This window comes from Porphyromonadaceae bacterium W3.11 (assembly GCA_030434245.1).
GTDB lineage: Bacteria > Bacteroidota > Bacteroidia > Bacteroidales > Porphyromonadaceae > Porphyromonas_A.
In genome coordinates, this window is sequence record JAUISX010000002.1 from 445,248 (window position 1) to 463,714 (window position 18,467).

At 40.6% G+C, this 18,467-nt stretch carries 30 protein-coding genes; 25 read left to right on the forward strand and 5 right to left on the reverse strand.

Annotation, left to right across the window (positions count from 1 at the left end):
- Nucleotides 1-46: 46 nt before the first annotated feature.
- From rpsS to rplQ, 25 genes are all read left to right on the forward strand, one after another.
- On the forward strand, nucleotides 47-313 hold the full coding sequence (gene rpsS, locus QYZ87_04475; GenBank protein MDN4753787.1) for a 30S ribosomal protein S19: 267 nt from the start codon (nucleotides 47-49) through the stop codon (nucleotides 311-313).
- Nucleotides 314-363: 50 nt separating this feature from the next.
- Nucleotides 364-765 carry a 50S ribosomal protein L22 gene (rplV, locus tag QYZ87_04480; GenBank protein MDN4753788.1) on the forward strand — a complete coding sequence of 134 codons (402 nt, stop codon included), beginning with the start codon at nucleotides 364-366 and terminating at the stop codon, nucleotides 763-765.
- Between the two features lie 14 nt (nucleotides 766-779).
- Nucleotides 780-1,535: a 30S ribosomal protein S3 gene (gene rpsC, locus QYZ87_04485; GenBank protein MDN4753789.1), complete on the forward strand. Its 756-nt coding sequence runs from the start codon at nucleotides 780-782 to the stop codon at nucleotides 1,533-1,535.
- Nucleotides 1,536-1,598: 63 nt separating this feature from the next.
- Nucleotides 1,599-2,018: a 50S ribosomal protein L16 gene (rplP, locus tag QYZ87_04490; GenBank protein MDN4753790.1), complete on the forward strand. Its 420-nt coding sequence runs from the start codon at nucleotides 1,599-1,601 to the stop codon at nucleotides 2,016-2,018.
- Between the two features lie 48 nt (nucleotides 2,019-2,066).
- Nucleotides 2,067-2,270 (forward strand): 50S ribosomal protein L29, encoded by a 204-nt coding sequence (rpmC, locus tag QYZ87_04495; protein MDN4753791.1) that lies wholly within the window; start codon nucleotides 2,067-2,069, stop codon nucleotides 2,268-2,270.
- Between the two features lie 14 nt (nucleotides 2,271-2,284).
- Nucleotides 2,285-2,542, forward strand: coding sequence for a 30S ribosomal protein S17 (gene rpsQ / locus QYZ87_04500; GenBank protein ID MDN4753792.1), 258 nt, complete (start codon nucleotides 2,285-2,287; stop codon nucleotides 2,540-2,542).
- Between the two features lie 19 nt (nucleotides 2,543-2,561).
- Complete coding sequence (rplN, locus tag QYZ87_04505) at nucleotides 2,562-2,927, forward strand: 50S ribosomal protein L14 (protein ID MDN4753793.1); 366 nt, start codon at nucleotides 2,562-2,564, stop codon at nucleotides 2,925-2,927.
- 44 nt (nucleotides 2,928-2,971) lie between these two features.
- Complete coding sequence (gene rplX / locus QYZ87_04510; GenBank protein MDN4753794.1) at nucleotides 2,972-3,292, forward strand: 50S ribosomal protein L24; 321 nt, start codon at nucleotides 2,972-2,974, stop codon at nucleotides 3,290-3,292.
- A 39-nt stretch (nucleotides 3,293-3,331) separates the two neighbouring features.
- Nucleotides 3,332-3,886 (forward strand): 50S ribosomal protein L5, encoded by a 555-nt coding sequence (gene rplE / locus QYZ87_04515; protein MDN4753795.1) that lies wholly within the window; start codon nucleotides 3,332-3,334, stop codon nucleotides 3,884-3,886.
- Between the two features lie 20 nt (nucleotides 3,887-3,906).
- Nucleotides 3,907-4,176, forward strand: a complete 270-nt coding sequence (gene rpsN, locus QYZ87_04520; GenBank protein ID MDN4753796.1) for a 30S ribosomal protein S14 — start codon at nucleotides 3,907-3,909, stop codon at nucleotides 4,174-4,176.
- A 165-nt stretch (nucleotides 4,177-4,341) separates the two neighbouring features.
- Nucleotides 4,342-4,740 (forward strand): 30S ribosomal protein S8, encoded by a 399-nt coding sequence (gene rpsH / locus QYZ87_04525; protein ID MDN4753797.1) that lies wholly within the window; start codon nucleotides 4,342-4,344, stop codon nucleotides 4,738-4,740.
- Nucleotides 4,741-4,764: 24 nt separating this feature from the next.
- Nucleotides 4,765-5,316: a 50S ribosomal protein L6 gene (rplF, locus tag QYZ87_04530; GenBank protein ID MDN4753798.1), complete on the forward strand. Its 552-nt coding sequence runs from the start codon at nucleotides 4,765-4,767 to the stop codon at nucleotides 5,314-5,316.
- 31 nt (nucleotides 5,317-5,347) lie between these two features.
- The gene (gene rplR, locus QYZ87_04535; GenBank protein ID MDN4753799.1) at nucleotides 5,348-5,692 is read left to right on the forward strand and encodes a 50S ribosomal protein L18; all 345 of its coding nucleotides are present in this window, start codon (nucleotides 5,348-5,350) and stop codon (nucleotides 5,690-5,692) included.
- A 28-nt stretch (nucleotides 5,693-5,720) separates the two neighbouring features.
- Entirely contained in the window at nucleotides 5,721-6,227 is a 507-nt protein-coding gene (rpsE, locus tag QYZ87_04540; protein MDN4753800.1) for a 30S ribosomal protein S5, read from the forward strand.
- A gap of 15 nt (nucleotides 6,228-6,242) precedes the next feature.
- A complete protein-coding gene (rpmD, locus tag QYZ87_04545; GenBank protein ID MDN4753801.1) occupies nucleotides 6,243-6,422 on the forward strand; it encodes a 50S ribosomal protein L30 in 180 nt (59 codons plus the stop codon).
- A 62-nt stretch (nucleotides 6,423-6,484) separates the two neighbouring features.
- The gene (rplO, locus tag QYZ87_04550) at nucleotides 6,485-6,931 is read left to right on the forward strand and encodes a 50S ribosomal protein L15 (GenBank protein MDN4753802.1); all 447 of its coding nucleotides are present in this window, start codon (nucleotides 6,485-6,487) and stop codon (nucleotides 6,929-6,931) included.
- Between the two features lie 19 nt (nucleotides 6,932-6,950).
- Nucleotides 6,951-8,273: a preprotein translocase subunit SecY gene (secY, locus tag QYZ87_04555; protein ID MDN4753803.1), complete on the forward strand. Its 1,323-nt coding sequence runs from the start codon at nucleotides 6,951-6,953 to the stop codon at nucleotides 8,271-8,273.
- A gap of 46 nt (nucleotides 8,274-8,319) precedes the next feature.
- Nucleotides 8,320-9,120, forward strand: coding sequence for a type I methionyl aminopeptidase (gene map, locus QYZ87_04560; GenBank protein ID MDN4753804.1), 801 nt, complete (start codon nucleotides 8,320-8,322; stop codon nucleotides 9,118-9,120).
- A gap of 60 nt (nucleotides 9,121-9,180) precedes the next feature.
- Entirely contained in the window at nucleotides 9,181-9,399 is a 219-nt protein-coding gene (gene infA / locus QYZ87_04565; GenBank protein ID MDN4753805.1) for a translation initiation factor IF-1, read from the forward strand.
- Nucleotides 9,400-9,477: 78 nt separating this feature from the next.
- Complete coding sequence (gene ykgO / locus QYZ87_04570) at nucleotides 9,478-9,594, forward strand: type B 50S ribosomal protein L36 (GenBank protein MDN4753806.1); 117 nt, start codon at nucleotides 9,478-9,480, stop codon at nucleotides 9,592-9,594.
- 87 nt (nucleotides 9,595-9,681) lie between these two features.
- Nucleotides 9,682-10,062: a 30S ribosomal protein S13 gene (rpsM, locus tag QYZ87_04575; protein ID MDN4753807.1), complete on the forward strand. Its 381-nt coding sequence runs from the start codon at nucleotides 9,682-9,684 to the stop codon at nucleotides 10,060-10,062.
- A gap of 15 nt (nucleotides 10,063-10,077) precedes the next feature.
- Nucleotides 10,078-10,464: a 30S ribosomal protein S11 gene (gene rpsK, locus QYZ87_04580; protein MDN4753808.1), complete on the forward strand. Its 387-nt coding sequence runs from the start codon at nucleotides 10,078-10,080 to the stop codon at nucleotides 10,462-10,464.
- 259 nt (nucleotides 10,465-10,723) lie between these two features.
- Nucleotides 10,724-11,323 (forward strand): 30S ribosomal protein S4, encoded by a 600-nt coding sequence (gene rpsD / locus QYZ87_04585; GenBank protein ID MDN4753809.1) that lies wholly within the window; start codon nucleotides 10,724-10,726, stop codon nucleotides 11,321-11,323.
- Between the two features lie 44 nt (nucleotides 11,324-11,367).
- On the forward strand, nucleotides 11,368-12,366 hold the full coding sequence (locus tag QYZ87_04590) for a DNA-directed RNA polymerase subunit alpha (protein MDN4753810.1): 999 nt from the start codon (nucleotides 11,368-11,370) through the stop codon (nucleotides 12,364-12,366).
- Nucleotides 12,367-12,378: 12 nt separating this feature from the next.
- Nucleotides 12,379-12,879 carry a 50S ribosomal protein L17 gene (gene rplQ, locus QYZ87_04595; protein ID MDN4753811.1) on the forward strand — a complete coding sequence of 167 codons (501 nt, stop codon included), beginning with the start codon at nucleotides 12,379-12,381 and terminating at the stop codon, nucleotides 12,877-12,879.
- A 400-nt stretch (nucleotides 12,880-13,279) separates the two neighbouring features.
- On the opposite strand, the gene QYZ87_04600 is transcribed toward rplQ, so the two are convergent.
- The 5 genes from QYZ87_04600 to QYZ87_04620 form a co-directional block, all read right to left on the reverse strand.
- On the reverse strand, nucleotides 13,280-14,422 hold the full coding sequence (locus QYZ87_04600) for an IS256 family transposase (protein ID MDN4753812.1): 1,143 nt from the start codon (nucleotides 14,420-14,422) through the stop codon (nucleotides 13,280-13,282).
- A gap of 978 nt (nucleotides 14,423-15,400) precedes the next feature.
- The gene (locus QYZ87_04605) at nucleotides 15,401-15,628 is read right to left on the reverse strand and encodes a hypothetical protein (protein MDN4753813.1); all 228 of its coding nucleotides are present in this window, start codon (nucleotides 15,626-15,628) and stop codon (nucleotides 15,401-15,403) included.
- Between the two features lie 395 nt (nucleotides 15,629-16,023).
- Nucleotides 16,024-16,527, reverse strand: a complete 504-nt coding sequence (locus QYZ87_04610; GenBank protein MDN4753814.1) for a biotin/lipoyl-containing protein — start codon at nucleotides 16,525-16,527, stop codon at nucleotides 16,024-16,026.
- A gap of 69 nt (nucleotides 16,528-16,596) precedes the next feature.
- On the reverse strand, nucleotides 16,597-16,860 hold the full coding sequence (locus QYZ87_04615) for a hypothetical protein (protein MDN4753815.1): 264 nt from the start codon (nucleotides 16,858-16,860) through the stop codon (nucleotides 16,597-16,599).
- 44 nt (nucleotides 16,861-16,904) lie between these two features.
- Nucleotides 16,905-18,458, reverse strand: coding sequence for an acyl-CoA carboxylase subunit beta (locus QYZ87_04620; protein ID MDN4753816.1), 1,554 nt, complete (start codon nucleotides 18,456-18,458; stop codon nucleotides 16,905-16,907).
- Nucleotides 18,459-18,467 lie beyond the last annotated feature (9 nt).

The following is an 18,467-nucleotide window of genomic DNA, read 5'->3' on the forward strand; positions in this document are numbered from 1 at the left end:
GCTTCATAATAGTAGTATAATAGAGCTTAACTAAGGACTAAAAATTATGAGTCGATCACTTAAAAAAGGACCGTATATTGACATCAAGTTAGAAAAGAGAGTACTTGATATGAATGAGAACGGCAAAAAGAATGTCATTAAGACATGGAGCCGTGCATCCGTAATCTCTCCTGACTTCGTTGGACATACGATAGCGGTTCACAATGGAAATAAATTTATTCCAGTATTCGTAACTGAGAACATGGTAGGACATAAGTTGGGCGAATTTGCTCCAACTCGTACTTTCCGTGGACACGGTGGTAATAAGAGGTAATCCCATACCACGGGACACTAAATAATATTTAGAAAGAGATTTTTATTAATATGGGTCAAAGAAAAAGACTAGCGTCAGAGACACGTAAGGAAGCTCGAAGTAATGAGTACTTCGCTAGGCTTGTCAATATCCCTTCATCACCGCGTAAGATGCGTTTGGTGGCGGATATGGTACGTGGTATGGAAGTGAATAAAGCACTTGGAGTGCTTCGCTACTCTAGAAGAAATGCTTCTGCACAGATTGAGAAACTTTTAAAAAGTGCAGTCAGCAATTGGGAGCAAAAGAATGGTCGCCAAGCAGAAGAAGGCGAGTTGTATATATCTAAGATTTATGTAGATGAAGGTGTGACTTTAAAACGTCTTCGTCCAAGAGCTCAAGGTAGAGGAACTCGTATTCGCAAGAGAAGCAACCACCTGACAATTTTTGTAGATACACTAAAAGGTGATAATTAAGAACGTATTTGTAGATGGGACAGAAAACTAATCCAATAAGCAATCGCTTGGGTGTTATTAGAGGCTGGGACTCTAACTGGTTTGGAAAGAAGGGTGACATGGCTGATACCCTACTGGAAGACCATAAGCTTCGTACGTACTTGACAGCTCGCCTGGCTAAAGCTAGTGTGTCAAGAATCGTAATTGAGAGAACACTTAAGTTAGTAACAATTACAATTTGTACTTCACGTCCTGGTTTTATTATCGGGCGTGGCGGTAGCGAAATTGATAAGCTTAAAGAAGAGCTTAAGAAAATTACTGATAAGGAAATACAGCTGAATATTTTCGAGATTCGCAATCCTGAAACTGATGCTGTAATCGTAGCTGATAGTATTGCTAGACAGCTAGAGGGTAGAATGAACTACCGTCGTGCTGTAAAACTTGCTATTGGTAACGCTATCAGAAGTGGTGCTGAAGGAATTAAGGTGCAATTAAGCGGTCGTTTGAATGGTGCTGAAATGGCAAGAAGTGAGAACTTTAAAGAAGGACGTACTCCATTGCATACATTCCGTGCCGATATAGATTATACTCACGAGCCTGCTTTAACAAAGGTTGGTTTGATCGGAGTAAAAGTTTGGATCTGTCGAGGTGAGGTATATGGTAAAGTAGATTTAGCACCAGACTTCACTGCTCAGAGAGATAAGCGTAATCGTCGTGAAGGCGGTAACCGCGGTAACAATAGAGGTGGTCGTCGCAGAGGCGGTCGTGGTGGTCGCAAGAATAACGACTAATCATGAGACTTTCTGACGATATCCAATGATATTTAACAGCTTAGAAGAAAGACATATAATATAATGTTACAACCTAAGAAGACCAAGTTTAGAAGACAGCAGAAAGGCCGCATGAAAGGAAATGCTCAGCGCGGTAACCAGTTAGCTTTTGGCTCTTTTGGTATCAAATCCCTACAGAGTAAGTGGATCACTGGTCGCCAAATAGAAGCGGCACGTATTGCTGTGACTAGATATATGCAGCGTCAGGGTCAGGTTTGGGTTAGGGTTTTCCCTGACAAGCCAATCACCAAAAAGCCTGCTGAAGTACGTATGGGTAAGGGTAAGGGTTCTCCAGAAGGATTCGTAGTACCTGTTACTCCTGGGCGTATGCTTTTTGAAATCGAAGGCGTAAGTTATGAAGTAGCAAAAGAGGCATTACGCCTTGCTGCTCAGAAGTTACCCGTTACTACAAAATTTGTAGTACGTCGCGATTATGAGTATTGATTTAGAGTACCGGTAGTGAAATAATTTTATTGAGGTAAGAGAACTGATATGAAAAGTAATGAGATAAGAGAACTCTCGGTACAGGAGCTTCAAGAGAGAATTGATGTGGAGTCAACAAGACTTAATCAAATGGTGCTTAACCATAAGGTGAGTCCTTTAGATCAACCATCTTCAATTACAAAGCAACGTAAGCTTGTGGCTCGTCTGAAGACTATACTTAGCGAGAAAAGTATTGAGAGTATTAACAACTAAGAAGTCGCTCTAAGATGAATGATAGAAATTTAAGAAAAGTTAGACAGGGCGTCGTCTCAAGCAACAAAATGGATAAAACTATTACTGTTGCGGTTCAATGGAAAGAAAAGCACCCTATCTATGGTAAGTACATGAGTAGAACTAAAAAGTTCCATGTGCATGACGAGAATAATGAGTGCAACGAAGGCGACATTGTGAGAATTATGGAGACTAGACCTCTCAGCCGCTCAAAGCGTTGGAGATTGCTCCAGATTATTGAAAGAGCGAAGTAATAGAGAGTAGTATAAGACTATGATACAACAAGAATCAAGACTAACTGTTGCGGATAATAGTGGTGCTCGTGAAGTACTTTGTATCCGTGTACTTGGTGGCACTCGCCGCAGGTATGCTTCGATCGGTGACGTGATTGTGGTTTCTGTAAAGAGCACAATCGCTGGTAGCGACGTGAAGAAAGGCTCCGTATCAAAAGCGGTGATCGTAAGGACTAAAAAAGAAATTCGTAGAGCTGATGGATCATATATCCGTTTTGATGACAATGCTTGTGTGCTGTTAAATGCATCAGGCGACATCAGAGCAACACGTATTTTTGGTCCTGTAGCACGTGAAATTCGTGCCGTGAATATGAAGATTGTCTCACTTGCTCCAGAAGTGCTATAATATTAGTATCTTTGTGAGTTATTAGACTAAAAGGACAAGACAATATGAGTAAATTTCATATAAAGAAAGGCGATACAGTATATGTTCTTGCTGGTAATGATAAAGGCAAGACTGGTCGCGTACTAATGGTAGATACAGCTAAGGAGCGTGCTGTTGTTGAAGGAATGAATATCGTCACAAGACGTACTAAGCCATCAGCAACACACCCTCAAGGCGGTATGATCAAGAAAGAGGCTCCAATCCATATCTCCAATCTTAATCCTGTGGATCCTAAGACTGGTGGCCCTACAAGAATTGGTCGCAAGCGCGATGACAATGGAAGGCTTGTAAGATATGCGAAGAAATCAGGCGAGCTTCTGAAGTGAGTAAGATAGCAGCACAATAAGAGTATATATCTGAAAGAAATGGCTACAGATAATTTAAAAAATGAATATATCGAGCGAATTGTACCTGCTCTGATGAAGCAATTCGGTTATAGCAGTATAATGCAGGTACCTGTCCTTGAGAAGATTGTTATCAATCAAGGTTTGGGTGCAGCAACCGCCGATAAGAAAATAATCGAAGTCGCTCTTGGTGAGCTTGCTTTGATTACAGGTCAGAAGCCGATTGTTACCTATTCGAAAAAGGATATTTCTAATTTTAAGGTTCGTAAAGGTAATCCTATTGGGATCATGGTGACTCTAAGAAGGGAAAAGATGTACGAGTTCCTTGAAAGGTTGATTCGTATTGCACTTCCTCGTATTAGAGACTTCCGTGGTGTTGATAGTCGACTTGATGGACGTGGTAACTATACACTAGGCGTTACAGAGCAAATTATTTTCCCTGAAATTAATATTGACTCAGTAACAAAGATTATGGGTATGAACATCACATTCGTTACTAGTGCAAAAACTGATGAAGAAGGTTATGCACTACTAAAGGAATTTGGTATCCCATTCAAGAAAAGTGAATCGAACTAACTATAAACCAAGTATAGGAAATGGCTAAAGAATCAATGAAAGCGCGGGAGCGTAAGAGAGCAAAGATGGTCGCAAAGTATGCTGATAAGCGTGCAAAGCTTAAGGCAGCTGGTGATTATGAGGCTCTTCAAAAGCTCCCTAAGAATGCAAGCCCTGTTCGCTTGCATAATCGCTGTAGCATTACAGGTCGTCCTAAGGGTTACATTCGTCTATTTGGGATATCTCGTATCCAATTTAGAGAAATGGCATCTAAGGGCTTGATACCTGGTGTTAAAAAAGCTAGCTGGTAATCTAAGATTATTAGCTGTAGGTAGGTACATTGGCGAATAGCTGATAGGTTTTTATACGTAAGGCTTTAGCGAATGTACATAATTAAGTGAGTGTTTTAAATATTGTTTGAGGTGTCACGATTTAGAACGAGTGACGCTATCAGATTAATTTAAGCGAAAGAAAAAATGACTGATCCAATTGCGGACTATTTAACTCGCCTACGCAATGCTATTATGGCAAAGCATAGAGTGGTGGAAATCCCAGCGAGTAACCTGAAGAAGGAGATGACAAAGATCCTCTTCGAGAAAGGCTACATCCTGAACTACATGTTTATGGATAACGAAGGCCCACAAGGCACAATTAAAATTGCGCTAAAATATGATGTGGCTTCTAAAGCAAGTGCTATTAAGCATCTAGAGCGTGTATCACGTCCCGGACTTAGAAAATATGTCGGACATAATGAGATGCCTCGCGTACTAAATGGACTAGGAATAGCAATTCTCTCAACTTCTCATGGTGTAATGACCAATAAGGAAGCAGCTAATCTTAAGATTGGTGGAGAAGTACTTTGCTACGTATATTAATTAATAGAATAAAGGAGATATAGAATGTCAAGGATAGGTAAATTACCAATTACGGTTCCCGCAGGTATCAACGTTTCTATTAATGATAACGTAGTAACTGTAAAGGGTCCAAAGGGTGAACTAAGTCAAAACGTTGACCCTAGAATTAAGATTGAGATTGAAGATAACGAGATTAAGTTATCTCGTACGACTGATGCACAAGAAGAGAGAGCTCTTCATGGGTTGTATCGTTCACTCATTAATAACATGGTGGTTGGTGTAACTGAAGGTTATACTAAGACGATGGAACTAATTGGAGTGGGTTTTAGAGCTGCTAACCAAGGTCAACTTCTTGAGCTTTCGGTAGGCTATTCTCACCCAATTTTCTTGATGCTACCAGATGAGATTAAGGTGGAAACAAAGATGGAGCGTAATAAAGCACCTCTTGTGATTCTTGAAAGTGCTGATAAGCAATTGCTAGGACAAGTTTGTGCAAAGATTCGTTCTTTCCGTAAACCTGAGCCATATAAAGGTAAGGGTATTAAGTTTGTTGGTGAGTACATCCGTAGAAAGTCTGGTAAGACCGCAGCTAAGTAATCACATTTCATTTTAGAAAGGTATTATAACTATGATAACTAAAAGAGAAAGAAGATTTAAGATTAAATCTAGAGTGCGGAGGAAGATCTACGGTACTGCTGCTAGACCAAGGCTCACAGTATTCAGAAGTAACAAGCAGATCTATGCTCAGATTATTGATGATGTCGAAGGTAAGACACTTCTAGCAAGTGATTCTACTAAGATTACTGATAAGATGACCAAAAAGGAAATTGCAGCTAAGGTAGGTGAGTCTTTAGGTGAAAGAGCTATTCAGGCTGGGATTGAGAGTGTAGTATTTGATAGAAATGGCTACCTTTACCACGGTCGAGTGAAAGAATTAGCTGATGGAGCTCGTAAAGCTGGACTAAAGTTCTAATTAATTTTGATAAGGACGAAGAATAGATATGAAAAGAATTAACTCCATAAATGGCCTTGAATTAAAGGAGAGGCTCGTGGCTATCAACCGTGTTACTAAGGTAACAAAGGGTGGTCGAACTTTTTCACTTGCGGCTATGGTCGTTGTTGGTGATGAGAATGGTATTATTGGCTATGGTTTGGGTAAAGCTAGTGAAGTAACAGTAGCTATCCAAAAAGGAACCGAAGCTGCTAAGAAGAATCTTATTAAGGTGCCAGTTCACAAAGGAACTATTCCTCATGAACAATCAGCTCGCTATGGTGGTGCGGTTGTAATGATTAAGCCTGCATCTGAGGGTACTGGAGTCGTAGCCGGAGGTGCTATGCGTGCTGTACTTGAGAGTGTTGGTGTGACCGATGTGCTAGCTAAGAGTAAGGGTTCTAGTAATCCTCACAACCTTGTAAAAGCTACTGTGAAAGCTCTTTCTGAGTTACGTAGTCCACTTGATGTGGCTAACGTCAGAGGGATCGCTGTAGAAAAAGTATTCAACGGTTAAGCAGGAGACAAAAAGATGAGTATGATTAAGATTAAACAAGTCCGTAGCCGTATAAATTGTCCTAAGGACCAAAAAGCTGCGTTAGATGCTCTCGGACTTAAGAAAATGAATAGAGTGGTTGAGGTGGAAGATATTCCTTCAGTGCGTGGTAACATGCATAAGGTTCGTCACCTTATCCAAATAATCGAAGAGTAATACGATATTGTTTATGGCCATGCCATAAATGAGTCTAAAAATATAAGAGATTTGATATTGATATGAACCTATCCAATTTGAAACCTGCTGCTGGATCTACTAAATCTCGTAAGAGAATTGGTCGAGGTGAAGGTAGTGGTATGGGAGGAACTTCTACAAGAGGTCATAAAGGGGCTAAGAGCCGCTCTGGATACTCTAGGAAGTTTGGCTTTGAGGGGGGCCAGATGCCTCTTCAGAGAAGAGTGCCTAAATTTGGCTTTCGTAATCCTAATAGAATAGAATATGCTCCAGTTAATCTTTCTACCCTTACAGAGGTTGCTGAATCTTTGAACGTAACAGAGATTACTGTAACTGAATTAGTGAAGGCTGGCAAGGTGCATAAAGATGCTAGGATTAAGATCTTAGGTAACGGAGAAGTAAAGAGTGCTCTGAAAGTAACGGCACATGCAGCATCAGCATCAGCTAAGGATGCTATTGAGAAAGCTGGCGGAGAAATCATTTTTCTATAATAAGTGAGATAAAGTACTGATGAAATTTATTCAAACGCTCAGAAATATCTGGAAGATAGAGGACTTAAGAAGCCGTATCATGACTACGGTTTGGTTAATTGTAATCTATCGACTAGGCACTCAGATCGTATTACCGGGGATTGACCCTTCAACGCTCGTGGCGTTAAAAAATCAAACCCGTGGTGGTGTGCTTGCTTTGCTGGATATGTTTTCCGGAGGTGCTTTTAGTAACGCCTCTATTATGGCATTAGGTATCATGCCTTATATCTCTGCGTCAATTGTGATGCAGTTATTGGGTATTGTATGGCCTAAGATCCAAAAGATGCAAAGAGAGGGTGAAAGCGGTCGTCGTAAGATCAATCAGTGGACACGTTATCTTACTATTATAATTCTTCTTATTCAAGGACCTATCTATTTACTTAACCTAAATAAACAACTTCTCGTTGCAGGAAGTGCTATGCCTAGCGGTATTATGTTTAGTCTTTCGTGCACTTTAATAATGGCAGCAGGTTCTATGTTTACACTTTGGTTAGGTGAACGTATTACAGATAAGGGTATTGGTAATGGAGTTTCATTCATTATCTTAGTAGGTATTTTGGCTAGATTACCTCAGTCATTGGTAAATGAGTTTATTCTTCGTTTCCAAAACCCTGGTGGTATCTTCCTATTTGTACTTGAATTGCTTATACTCTTATTCGTGATCGCTGGTGCTATTTTACTTGTTCAGGGAACTCGTCGAGTGCCTGTACAGTATGCTCGTCGTACAGTAGGTAATCGTATGTATGGTGGGGCTCGTCAGTATATTCCACTTAAGGTAAATGCTGCTAACGTGATGCCGATCATTTTTGCTCAGGCTATCATGTTTATACCAGTAACATTAGTTGGTTATCAAACTACTTCCTCTTTTTGGCAAGGGTTTGTAACTGGTCAGAGTTTCTGGTATAACTTTATTTTTGCGGCCATGATTATTCTCTTTACCTATTTTTATACTGCGGTTACTATTAATCCTGGGCAGATGGCAGATGACTTGAAGCGTTCAAATGGTTTTGTTCCTGGTGTAAAGCCTGGTAAGGCAACAAAGGATTATTTAGATAATGTGATGAGTAAAATTACATTACCAGGTGCCTTATTCCTTGCTATCGTGGCTATTTTACCAGCTTTTGCAAGATTATTTGGAGTTTCTCCAGAGTTCTCTCAATTTTTCGGAGGTACTTCATTGATCATCCTTGTAGGAGTTGTATTAGATACACTTCAGCAGGTTGAGAGTCATCTTCTTCAGCATCACTACGATGGTTTGCTTGAAACAGGTCATATTAAAGGCCGTGCAGGAAATATGTACTGATTCTAAATTTGGAGATTTCCATTTTTGTAATTAATTTTTAAAGCTCATGCTACAACGGGAACAAATAATACTAAAAAGCTCAGAAGAGATCGACAAGCTTTACAAGGCAAATCAACTTGTAGGTAAGACTCTTGGTGAGTTGGCAAAACATATTAAGCCAGGTGTCACTACTAAACAACTGGATACTATCGCCTATGATTTCATTAAGGATCATGGAGCTGAGCCAGCATTTTTAGGTTATAATGGTTTTCCGGGAAGTATATGCACATCTATTAATGAATATATTGTTCATGGAATTCCCTCGGACAGTGTAGTTCTTAAAGACGGTGATATTATTAGCGTTGACTGTGGTACATTTATTGATGGCTTTGTCGGAGATAGCGCATTTACATTCCCTGTTGGCGAAATAAGTCAAGAGGTGGCAGGTTTACTTAACACTACTAAAGATTCTTTGTATAAGGGTATCGAGGCAGTTCAAGTAGGTCGTAGAATTGGCGATATTGGTCATGCAGTACAGAGCTATTGTGAGGAGCGTGGTTATTCCGTTGTCCGTGAATTTACGGGTCACGGTATAGGTCGCGTTATGCACGAGTCACCTAGTGTGCCAAATTATGGACGACGTGGTAGAGGTCCAGTAATAGAAGAGGGCCTATGCATTTGTATTGAACCGATGATTAATCTTGGCAGTAAGAACGTTGTTATGTATGACGATGGCTGGACAGTTCGCACGAAAGATAGAAAACCATCGGCTCATTATGAGCATTGTATAGCCGTAGTGGATGGGCGAGCAAAGATCATGAGCAGCTTTGATTACGTATATGAGACATTAGGCTGCGAAAGTTTTTAATGATATTAATTACAGTAAGAATTTAGAATTTTTTTAAGGAAGGAGAAAGATAACCTATTTATGGCAAAACAACCAGCAATAGAATTAGATGGAGTCATAGTTGAAGCTCTCTCAAACGCAATGTTTAAGGTGGAGCTTGATAATGGCCATCAGATAACAGCACATATCTCTGGCAAGATGCGCATGCACTACATACGCATCTTACCCGGAGACCGGGTAAAGGTAGAAATGTCCCCTTATGATTTAACTAAAGGGCGTATATCATACCGCTATAAGTAAAGGATCTAAAGAAATTCGAATTAATAATCTCCTTTCTGTGAAGAACTATTCTTTAAGAGAGGATTAGAGAGAATAAAAATGAAGGTTAGAACATCACTTAAGAAGCGTACCCCAGACTGCAAGATTGTTCGTAGAAAAGGACGCCTCTATATTATCAATAAGAAGAATCCTAAATTCAAGCAACGTCAGAATTAATTTTCTGAATGCTTGGTAAGGATGTTTTCTTGATTGACGAGAAAAATCATACACAGTTACAAGTAACTAACTATACAATAACATTATATGGCAATTAGAATTGTTGGGGTTGACCTGCCACAAAATAAGCGTGGTGCTATTGCTTTGACTTATATCTACGGAGTAGGTCGCAGCAGAGCTATTACCATTCTTGAGAATGCAGGAGTTGACCAAGACATCAAAGTTAAGGATTGGACAGATGACCAAGCCGCTGCTATCCGTGAGGAGATTACTTCTAATTTTAAAGTAGAAGGTGATCTTCGTAGTGAGACTCAGCTTAATATTAAACGCCTTATGGACATAGGCTGCTATCGTGGTGTGCGTCATCGTATTGGTCTCCCTCTTAGAGGTCAGAGTACTAAGAATAATGCTCGTACGCGAAAAGGTCGTAAAAAGACCGTCGCTAATAAGAAAAAGGCTACTAAGTAATTTTAGAGAAAAAGTATGGCAAAGAAATCAGTTGCTAAGAAGAGAAAAGTTCAAGTGGATGCTATTGGGCAAGCACATATTCACTCTTCCTTCAATAATATAATTATAACCCTTACCAATAATCAAGGGCAAGCTATTTCTCAGTCGAGTGCTGGTAAAATGGGCTTTCGTAGCTCTAAGAAAAACACTCCTTATGCAGCACAAATGGCAGCACAAGATTGTGCTAAAGTTGCATACGATGCAGGCTTGAGAAAGGTAACAGTTTACGTTAAAGGTCCAGGTAATGGACGTGAAAGCGCAATTCGTACTATTCATGGTGCAGGTATCGAAGTGATGGAGATTGTTGATGTCACTCCAATGCCACACAATGGATGTCGTCCTCCTAAGCGTCGTAAGCCTTAATCGGTTTGACGTTTGTCCTATCATTTTTAAATGAGGGACTCACTCGCTCGATTTAATGAGACTTTTACGCAGATTTTAGGGCTAATCTAGCTATTTAATGCAGAGTGGTTGCCAGTGAAAGCACTACTCTTAATGATTTCCCGACGCGGCTGTGCGTAACAATGTTTCATGGTATAATAGAGATATGTAAATATTATTTAGTGTCATCCACTTTGTATAAGATTCGAGTGGTGACCACAATGTTTTATTAATTACAAACATGGCAAGATACACAGGCCCAAAAGCCAAAGTAAACCGTAAGTTTGGTGAATCCATCTTCGGTAATGTAAAAAGTAAAAAGGACTACCCTCCAGGCCAGCATGGTAATTCACGCCGTCGCAAAACGTCTGAGTATGGGTTGCAGCTGCGCGAGAAACAAAAAGCTAAGTACACCTATGGCGTTCTTGAACGTCAGTTCCGTAACCTTTATGAGCGTGCTTCACGTATGCCTGGGGTTCGTGGTGAAGTGCTTATTCAGCTTTTAGAGCGCCGTCTTGATAATGTGGTATATCGTCTAGGTATTGCACGTACTCGTAATGCTGCACGTCAGCTTGTTAATCACGGACATATTGTGGTGGATGGACAAGTTGTGGACATTCCATCATACACATTGTCTCCAGGACAAGTAGTAGGGGTGCGTGAGCGTTCTAAGTCGTTAGTGATTGTAGCTGATGCTGTACAAGGACTAAGCCACAATCAATATCCATGGCTTCAGTGGGATGCTGCTTCACTAAGTGGTACATTCCTACACATTCCAGAGCGTGCGGATATTCCTGAGACTATTAAGGAGCAACTTATCGTTGAGTTGTATTCTAAGTAATCCCCCAACCTATATATTTTTATACAGAATAAGAAGAAGAGAATATGGCTTTAATTGCATTTCAAAAACCAGACAAAGTACTTATGCTTGAATCGACGCCTACTCATGGCAAGTTCGAGTTTAAGCCCCTTGAGCCAGGCTATGGGATGACCATAGGTAACGCTCTTCGTCGAATATTACTGTCATCTCCAGAGGGTTTTGCTATCAATTCTATTAAGATTGATGGTGTTAATCATGAATTTGACAGTGTGCCGGGGGTCGTAGAGGATGTTACTAATATTATCCTCAACCTAAAAAAAGTTAATCTGAAGCAGATTGTTCCAGGAGAAAATGAAGAGGTTGTTACCATTAATATTAATGGCAAGAAACAAGAAACATTTTCAGGACAAGACATTTCTGAGGCTCTATCAAACTTTGATGTGCTTAATAAAGATCTAGTTATTTGTACTCTGGATAAGTCTGCTAATCTTCAAATTCAACTTTCGATAGATAAAGGTAGAGGTTGGATGGCAGCAGAAGAGATCGCCGAATCTTTCGATGATCCACAGCAAATTGCTATTGATGCTATTTATACCCCAATTACCAACGTGAAGATTTCCGTTGAAAATACTCGTGTAGAGCAAAAGACTGACTATGATCGTCTTTTAATCGAAGTGGACACCAACGGTTCTATAGCACCCAAAGAAGCATTAAAAGATGCTGCATCTATTCTTATTAAGCACTTTGCTCTTTTCAGTGATGAGAGTATTGATATTGAGCTTGAGTCTGAGGCAGTAGAAGAAGTTTTTGATGAAAATGCGATTATGATGCGTCAGCAACTTAAGACTAAGCTTGCTGATGTAGAACTTTCTGTTAGAGCTCTTAATTGTCTGCGTGCCGCAGATGTTGAGACTATCGGCGACTTGGTTCAGTATAATCGTAATGAACTTTTGAAGTTCCGCAACTTTGGTAAAAAATCTCTCACCGAGGTAGAAGATCTACTTAGTACATTAGGGCTGACCTTTGGCATGGATATTTCAAAGTACAAACTTGATAAAGAGTAATACGACAAAATAATGAGACACAATAAGAAGTTTAATCACCTCTCACGTACTGCAGCACACCGTAAGGCTATGCTCTCAAATATGGCAAATTCACTTATTACTCATAAGCGAATTTTCACTACATTACCTAAGGCTAAGGCATTAAGGGTATATGTAGAGCCAATTATCAGCAAATCAAAAGAAGATACCGTACACTCACGTCGTATGGCATTCCAGAAGCTACAAAACCATGCTACTGTGAATGAGCTTTTTACTGTAGTTGCTGAAAAGGTAGCAAATAGACCTGGTGGATACACACGTATTCTAAAGACTGGTCACCGTCAAGGTGATGACGCTATGATGTGCCTTATCGAGTTAGTGGATTTCAATGAAAACCGTATTAAGGAAGATAAGAAATCTACATCTGGTAAGCGTACTCGTCGCTCTCGCCGCAGTAAGGGTAATTCAGAGACTGCTGCTCCTGTAGCAAACAATGAAGCTCCAGCTAAGGAAGAGGCTAATTCAGAAGAGTAAAGATCAAGTCCTTGTTTATTAATAGGACTGCGACATAACCCTAATGTAAGGGTTTATTGATTTAAAGTGAAGTCACTGCTAGGATTTTTTACTAGCGGTGACTTTTTAATTTTAACAAAGAAAACATTCTTGGGACTTACACACTTTTTCGGGATAGTATCAGGCCAGGTAGTGTCCCCAAAAGTGTGTACGGCAGAGGTAGTGTCCCCAAAAGTGTGTACGGCAGAATGCGTCTCTGAAAAGCAAACCTACATATTTTTTCGCTTTGTTTTCCATAAACATTAAAGATAGACCAATAAAGAATTAAGGCAAGGCTGTCGTAGCACCGCGGAGACACCGCCTTGCCGTATTCTTTTAGGTTGATATCTTTGTGTTGGAAAATAAAGCACATTGTTGTTATTTACTTTTCATTGTTCTTCCTAAGTCCAAGAGTTAGATCTCCTATTCTTTTCTTCAGATAGTTTGCATTGATTGCAATACTACCTATCAAGTGTAGAGCGGATTCTACGCTAGGTAATGCACATTTATATCGAGCCCCTTTCTTTACCTGTCTATTGAAGCGTTCTATCCAGTTAGTACTATGAATGTACTTGCGAACACTGACGTCGTATTTTAGGTATGTGAAGTAATACTCTATCCTCTGACCGTTAGCTATTTTTGTGAGAAAAGGATAGCTCTTACGCCATCTGAACGCAAAGTTTTTAAAGCTCTCTAGGCCATCTAAAGGTGAGCTTCTTGAGCCGTCTTTACTAAAGACCTCCTGTAGATCACTTGCGATGGCTGACTTATCTCGAGGGCGTATCTTTCGAGTTATTTCTCGCTGTAGATGCACCGTGCAGAGCTGGACTTCCACTTCTGTAAAGTGCTCACATGCAACCTCTTCAATGTTATTCAACCCGTCTGAAATGATTAGTCCTACCTCTTCGAGTCCTCGGCTTTTTAGATCCTCAAAAAACTCGCCCCAGATGCCGCTTCCCTCTGTTGGATTATTATAGACACCCACGATGTCTCGACGTCCTTCGCTATCTAAACTCATCACTACAAAAAATGCCTCCTTGCTCACACTTTCTCCTCTCCGTACAGGAAGATATGTAGCATCGATAACAAGTGCCTCTAAAGTCCTCGGTAGACGTCTTTGACGCCACTCTTCTACTGCTTCTTGGGTCGATAAGGAGAGACGATTGATTTGACTCGTACTATAACGTTTACCATACAAACGCTCGAATACTCCAGAGATATCCTCCATCGTATTACCGCAGCTATATAGATAACCTGCTAGTTCTCCCATCTCTTTCTCTTGATCTTTGAGAACGCCTAAAATCAAGGGCATGAAGCCCTGCTGTCGAGTTCGGGGTACTCGTAATTCTAGCATATTACCACTCGCAAAGATGCGACGGGAGCGGTATCCATTGCTCACATCGCCACTATCTTCTTTATACAGTTCCCTCTCCCCTTGCATCGCTATTTCGATGATTAACTCCATTAAACGGCCAACTCCATTTGGCTCTGTCATCAAGTTTGATAGAATTTCCTTAAATTGCATTTGTGTAAGTCTCATCTTCTTGTTTATCTTTTGTTTTTAACTTTTCAAAGATAACATTCTTGGGACTTACACACTTTTTGGGGACAGTATCTGCAGGTACCGAATTAGGAGCGAAGCGGTGGGTTAATACTACGGTTGTGGTATAGAAAGCAATAAAATGACGTGAGATGGTGTGCTGCCAGTATTGTGGGTGGCAAACGACTTTCAAGTCTTTGAGGTACATTTTATCGGGTCTGCCTTTTGTGGTTTGTGGACTGCCATAGGTGCAATAATTGGAGGTGTTTCTGGTAGGTTGGTAGGTGCAATAACAGCGTATTAGTTATGGGAAAAAGTTTTTATATATATGCCACGTGTACAATTTCTTGTATACTGTATATTGTTCTGTTGACGGAGGCCATAGTAAACGGAAAAATATACTTGGCTGTGTTCTTTTCTTGTATGATGGTACTTGGACTTTCTGGAGCTCGTTCTTTAATAAAGAAAAATGAACGACTTTAGGTGAATTTACTGGAAAGCAAACAGTTGCACTCATATCTCCTTTTGGTGTAGCATTAGAAGGTTCTTGTTATTGAGTCAACGACATAAAGGTAATACTATTATTATTTTTCAAAAAGACATTTATTGGGGCCTTTTGTTTATTAATGTTTAAGGCGATTCAATTTGATTTACTTGAGGGATTAATACTACTTGTCTTTTGCGTAGTAGGTTTTTCTTCCTTCTTGATAAATATAAACCGTTGTTCAATAAATGTAGAGCAGCCATAATCGCCCTTCATTTTTATCAACACAAAAGAGTAAATTTTACAAGTTTCAAATCTGAATATGGCTCCACCACTTGTGGACTTGTTGTCTTACTTAGACTTGTTTCTCTTGCACAAAGGCTCTTATTGGACGAATTAGGGTCTTTTTTTCGCCACTTCTGCACTTTAGTATAATGTTCGCTATTCTCTGCGGTGGCTCTCGATCTGCCGTCTTCATATCACCAAGAACCGTTTGGATAGTCTTTTTCTTGAACTGCCCTTGCTTTTTCTAAATGGTTCATAGTGTTTCGTCCATTGCGTTTGTTTTGCATGATTTGAAGCCCTGTGTGGTCGGATATAATCTTGATTGGTAGGGTCGTCTTGTCACTCTCTTTATAGGCTTTGAGAGTGTCCAAAGCATTCTGTTTCGTGAAATGTTGCTCGGTCTTACCTGTAACGGTATCCATTCGTAGCACAAACTCTAAAATATCTTTCTTGACTTTCTCAAAGGGTACATTACACTTTTTACCATAGGTGGCTAAAAACATCAAACAATGATAGCGATGAGCAACCACCAAGGAGTAGCTATTCCAAATCTTGTTTTTTCACCAATCTTACACTGACCTATTAACCTCTTAAGTCTTATAGAGAAGCCCCCTCTAATATTCGCTTTTGATACCATTCGGGATAGAGGTCTTTCGCTTTTTTCTTGGTTCGTCGGTTGGTAGAATAGTTGACGGTAGCCTTGTTGGGGGTTGTAATGATAATTACTTGTGGTTTGTTGAATAAGTAAAGGCTGGAAAACATAATCGTTTTCCAGCCTTTACTTATTAGGTATTTAGCGAAAGCTAAATAATACTTTTTATGCAATGGTGATAAGAGTTGTTCCTTCTGGGACACTATCTCCTTCAGCAACTTCAATAGATGCAATAGTTCCAGCTTTTGGAGCTTTTACATCATTCTCCATCTTCATAGCCTCAAGGACTAGAAGTTTGTCGCCCTTCTTAACAGTATCACCAACCTTTGCGATGATCTTAATCACCACTCCAGGAAGTGGAGAAACCACAGGTGATCCACCAGCTGTGGGTGCTGCTGCAGGAGCTGCTGGCTCTGCTTTAGGTGCAGGAGCAGGTGTTGCTTCTGGCGCTGCTTGTATAGGCTTCTCAACTGGTGCAGGAGCTGCTACTACTGGAGCTGCTGCAGGAGCTGGTGCTGGAGCAGCAGCCTGTTGGGCAGGAGCCATATCCTCTAGTCTGACATCGTAATAAGTGCCGTTAACAGCCACTTTTGCGATACCATTTTCGATACCATTAATTTCCACCTCGTACTTAGTACCATTGATGGTGTATGCAAATTTCTTATTCATATCTTTTTGAATCTTTGTTTTGGTCTATTCAATATCTTTTTCAAAGAAATAGTAATCTATTCACAAGGATTACCATTGTCCAGGCATGCGACGTAAGGTTAGACCCTTATTCGCCCATGCAGATGTTTGTTGTTGGTTTTGCATTCTTGGAGATGTTGAACCACTTCTCACTGTCATGCCACCTTCATTTAGGTACTGGTAAAGAGCTGTAGCGATAGCTGCTTGAACCTCATCAGAGGCCTCTTCGTAGTTATTACCGCCTGTAATACTTTTACCATTGACATTCACATTGACATTGACCACTACTTGGATCCCGTCGTCGTTGTGTCTCATATATTTTATCCTTAATAAGTTATATCTATTCTTTTCGAAAAGAATTATAGAGGAATATTATCATGCTTTTTAGCAGGATTTTGTACCCTCTTATTCCTTAGCTGACGTAGTGCACGGGTGATGCGGAAGCGAGTATTGCTAGGTTCGATAACATCATCGATGTAGCCATAGCTAGCTGCATTATATGGGTTAGCGAAAGCCTTACGGTACTCAGCTTCTTTCTCAGCAGCAGCGGCAGCTGGATCTTCAGCAGCAGCAACCTCCTTAGCGAAGACTACTTCTACTGCACCACTTGGGCCCATTACTGCGATTTCTGCTGTAGGCCATGCGAAGTTAACATCACCACGTAGGTGCTTAGAGCTCATTACGATGTATGCACCACCGTAAGCCTTACGAAGGATAACTGTTACCTTTGGTACTGTAGCCTCTCCATAAGCGTATAGGATCTTAGCACCGTGAGTGATTACAGCATTGTACTCTTGTCCTGTACCTGGTAAGAATCCTGGTACGTCCACTAGGGTTACCAGTGGGATATTGAATGCGTCGCAGAAACGAACGAAACGAGCACCCTTACGGCTAGCGTTAACGTCCAGTGAACCAGCCTTAGATCTTGGTTGGTTAGCTACGATACCTACGCTCTGTCCTCCAAAGCGAGCAAATCCACAGATGATATTCTCCGCGAAGTCACGATGAACTTCTAGGAACTCGCCATTATCGATGATTGCACCGATGACATCATACATATCGTATGATTTATTTGGGTTTTCAGGAATGATCTCGTTAAGAGACTCTTCCATTCTGTCGATTGGGTCGTTGCACTCAAAGATAGGTGCTTCCTCCATATTATTAGATGGCATGAAGCTAAGCATGTGGCGAATAAGATTGATACCTTCTTTTTCGTCATCAACAGCAAAGTGAGCCACACCACTCTTAGATGCGTGTACTGAAGCACCACCAAGGTCCTCCTGGCTTACATCTTCGTGAGTCACGGTCTTGACCACCTTAGGACCAGTTAAGAACATGTAACTAGTACCACTAGCCATGATCGTAAAGTCAGTAAGTGCTGGAGAATATACAGCACCACCTGCACAAGGACCAAAGATAGCTGAGATCTGTGGTACGACACCACTAGCTAGGATGTTACGTTGGAAGATTTCTGCATAACCAGAGAGTGCATTCACACCTTCCTGAATACGTGCACCACCCGAGTCATTGATACCAATAACAGGAGCACCCATCTTCATGGCCTGATCCATTACTTTGCAGATCTTAGCAGCATGCATTTCACCCAAAGCACCACCGATAACGGTGAAGTCTTGAGCAAAAACATATACTAGACGACCATCAATGGTACCGCTACCAGTAACGACACCATCGCCATAAAATTTAGTCTTTTCTAGACCGAAGTTAGTAGAGCGGTGTTGAACGAACATATCCATTTCGTCAAAGCTACCTTCGTCTAGAAGCATATTGATACGCTCACGAGCAGTGTACTTACCACGGCTGTGTTGCTTCTCTATTCTCTTCTCTCCACCTCCTAGGCGAGCTTTTTCACGAAGCTCTTTCAGCTCCTGTATCTTATCTAATTGTGTTGACATATTTCCGAT

Bases quoted from the DNA above. Each gene is read 5' to 3' on its own strand.
- rpsS (MDN4753787.1), top strand. From the start codon at position 47: ATGAGTCGATCACTTAAAAAAGGACCGTATATTGACATCAAGTTAGAA.
- rplV (MDN4753788.1), top strand. From the start codon at position 364: ATGGGTCAAAGAAAAAGACTAGCGTCAGAGACACGTAAGGAAGCTCGA.
- rpsC (MDN4753789.1), top strand. From the start codon at position 780: ATGGGACAGAAAACTAATCCAATAAGCAATCGCTTGGGTGTTATTAGA.
- rplP (MDN4753790.1), top strand. From the start codon at position 1,599: ATGTTACAACCTAAGAAGACCAAGTTTAGAAGACAGCAGAAAGGCCGC.
- rpmC (MDN4753791.1), top strand. From the start codon at position 2,067: ATGAAAAGTAATGAGATAAGAGAACTCTCGGTACAGGAGCTTCAAGAG.
- rpsQ (MDN4753792.1), top strand. From the start codon at position 2,285: ATGAATGATAGAAATTTAAGAAAAGTTAGACAGGGCGTCGTCTCAAGC.
- rplN (MDN4753793.1), top strand. From the start codon at position 2,562: ATGATACAACAAGAATCAAGACTAACTGTTGCGGATAATAGTGGTGCT.
- rplX (MDN4753794.1), top strand. From the start codon at position 2,972: ATGAGTAAATTTCATATAAAGAAAGGCGATACAGTATATGTTCTTGCT.
- rplE (MDN4753795.1), top strand. From the start codon at position 3,332: ATGGCTACAGATAATTTAAAAAATGAATATATCGAGCGAATTGTACCT.
- rpsN (MDN4753796.1), top strand. From the start codon at position 3,907: ATGGCTAAAGAATCAATGAAAGCGCGGGAGCGTAAGAGAGCAAAGATG.
- rpsH (MDN4753797.1), top strand. From the start codon at position 4,342: ATGACTGATCCAATTGCGGACTATTTAACTCGCCTACGCAATGCTATT.
- rplF (MDN4753798.1), top strand. From the start codon at position 4,765: ATGTCAAGGATAGGTAAATTACCAATTACGGTTCCCGCAGGTATCAAC.
- rplR (MDN4753799.1), top strand. From the start codon at position 5,348: ATGATAACTAAAAGAGAAAGAAGATTTAAGATTAAATCTAGAGTGCGG.
- rpsE (MDN4753800.1), top strand. From the start codon at position 5,721: ATGAAAAGAATTAACTCCATAAATGGCCTTGAATTAAAGGAGAGGCTC.
- rpmD (MDN4753801.1), top strand. From the start codon at position 6,243: ATGAGTATGATTAAGATTAAACAAGTCCGTAGCCGTATAAATTGTCCT.
- rplO (MDN4753802.1), top strand. From the start codon at position 6,485: ATGAACCTATCCAATTTGAAACCTGCTGCTGGATCTACTAAATCTCGT.
- secY (MDN4753803.1), top strand. From the start codon at position 6,951: ATGAAATTTATTCAAACGCTCAGAAATATCTGGAAGATAGAGGACTTA.
- map (MDN4753804.1), top strand. From the start codon at position 8,320: ATGCTACAACGGGAACAAATAATACTAAAAAGCTCAGAAGAGATCGAC.
- infA (MDN4753805.1), top strand. From the start codon at position 9,181: ATGGCAAAACAACCAGCAATAGAATTAGATGGAGTCATAGTTGAAGCT.
- ykgO (MDN4753806.1), top strand. From the start codon at position 9,478: ATGAAGGTTAGAACATCACTTAAGAAGCGTACCCCAGACTGCAAGATT.
- rpsM (MDN4753807.1), top strand. From the start codon at position 9,682: ATGGCAATTAGAATTGTTGGGGTTGACCTGCCACAAAATAAGCGTGGT.
- rpsK (MDN4753808.1), top strand. From the start codon at position 10,078: ATGGCAAAGAAATCAGTTGCTAAGAAGAGAAAAGTTCAAGTGGATGCT.
- rpsD (MDN4753809.1), top strand. From the start codon at position 10,724: ATGGCAAGATACACAGGCCCAAAAGCCAAAGTAAACCGTAAGTTTGGT.
- QYZ87_04590 (MDN4753810.1), top strand. From the start codon at position 11,368: ATGGCTTTAATTGCATTTCAAAAACCAGACAAAGTACTTATGCTTGAA.
- rplQ (MDN4753811.1), top strand. From the start codon at position 12,379: ATGAGACACAATAAGAAGTTTAATCACCTCTCACGTACTGCAGCACAC.
- QYZ87_04600 (MDN4753812.1), bottom strand. From the start codon at position 14,422: ATGCAATTTAAGGAAATTCTATCAAACTTGATGACAGAGCCAAATGGA.
- QYZ87_04605 (MDN4753813.1), bottom strand. From the start codon at position 15,628: ATGGATACCGTTACAGGTAAGACCGAGCAACATTTCACGAAACAGAAT.
- QYZ87_04610 (MDN4753814.1), bottom strand. From the start codon at position 16,527: ATGAATAAGAAATTTGCATACACCATCAATGGTACTAAGTACGAGGTG.
- QYZ87_04615 (MDN4753815.1), bottom strand. From the start codon at position 16,860: ATGAGACACAACGACGACGGGATCCAAGTAGTGGTCAATGTCAATGTG.
- QYZ87_04620 (MDN4753816.1), bottom strand. From the start codon at position 18,458: ATGTCAACACAATTAGATAAGATACAGGAGCTGAAAGAGCTTCGTGAA.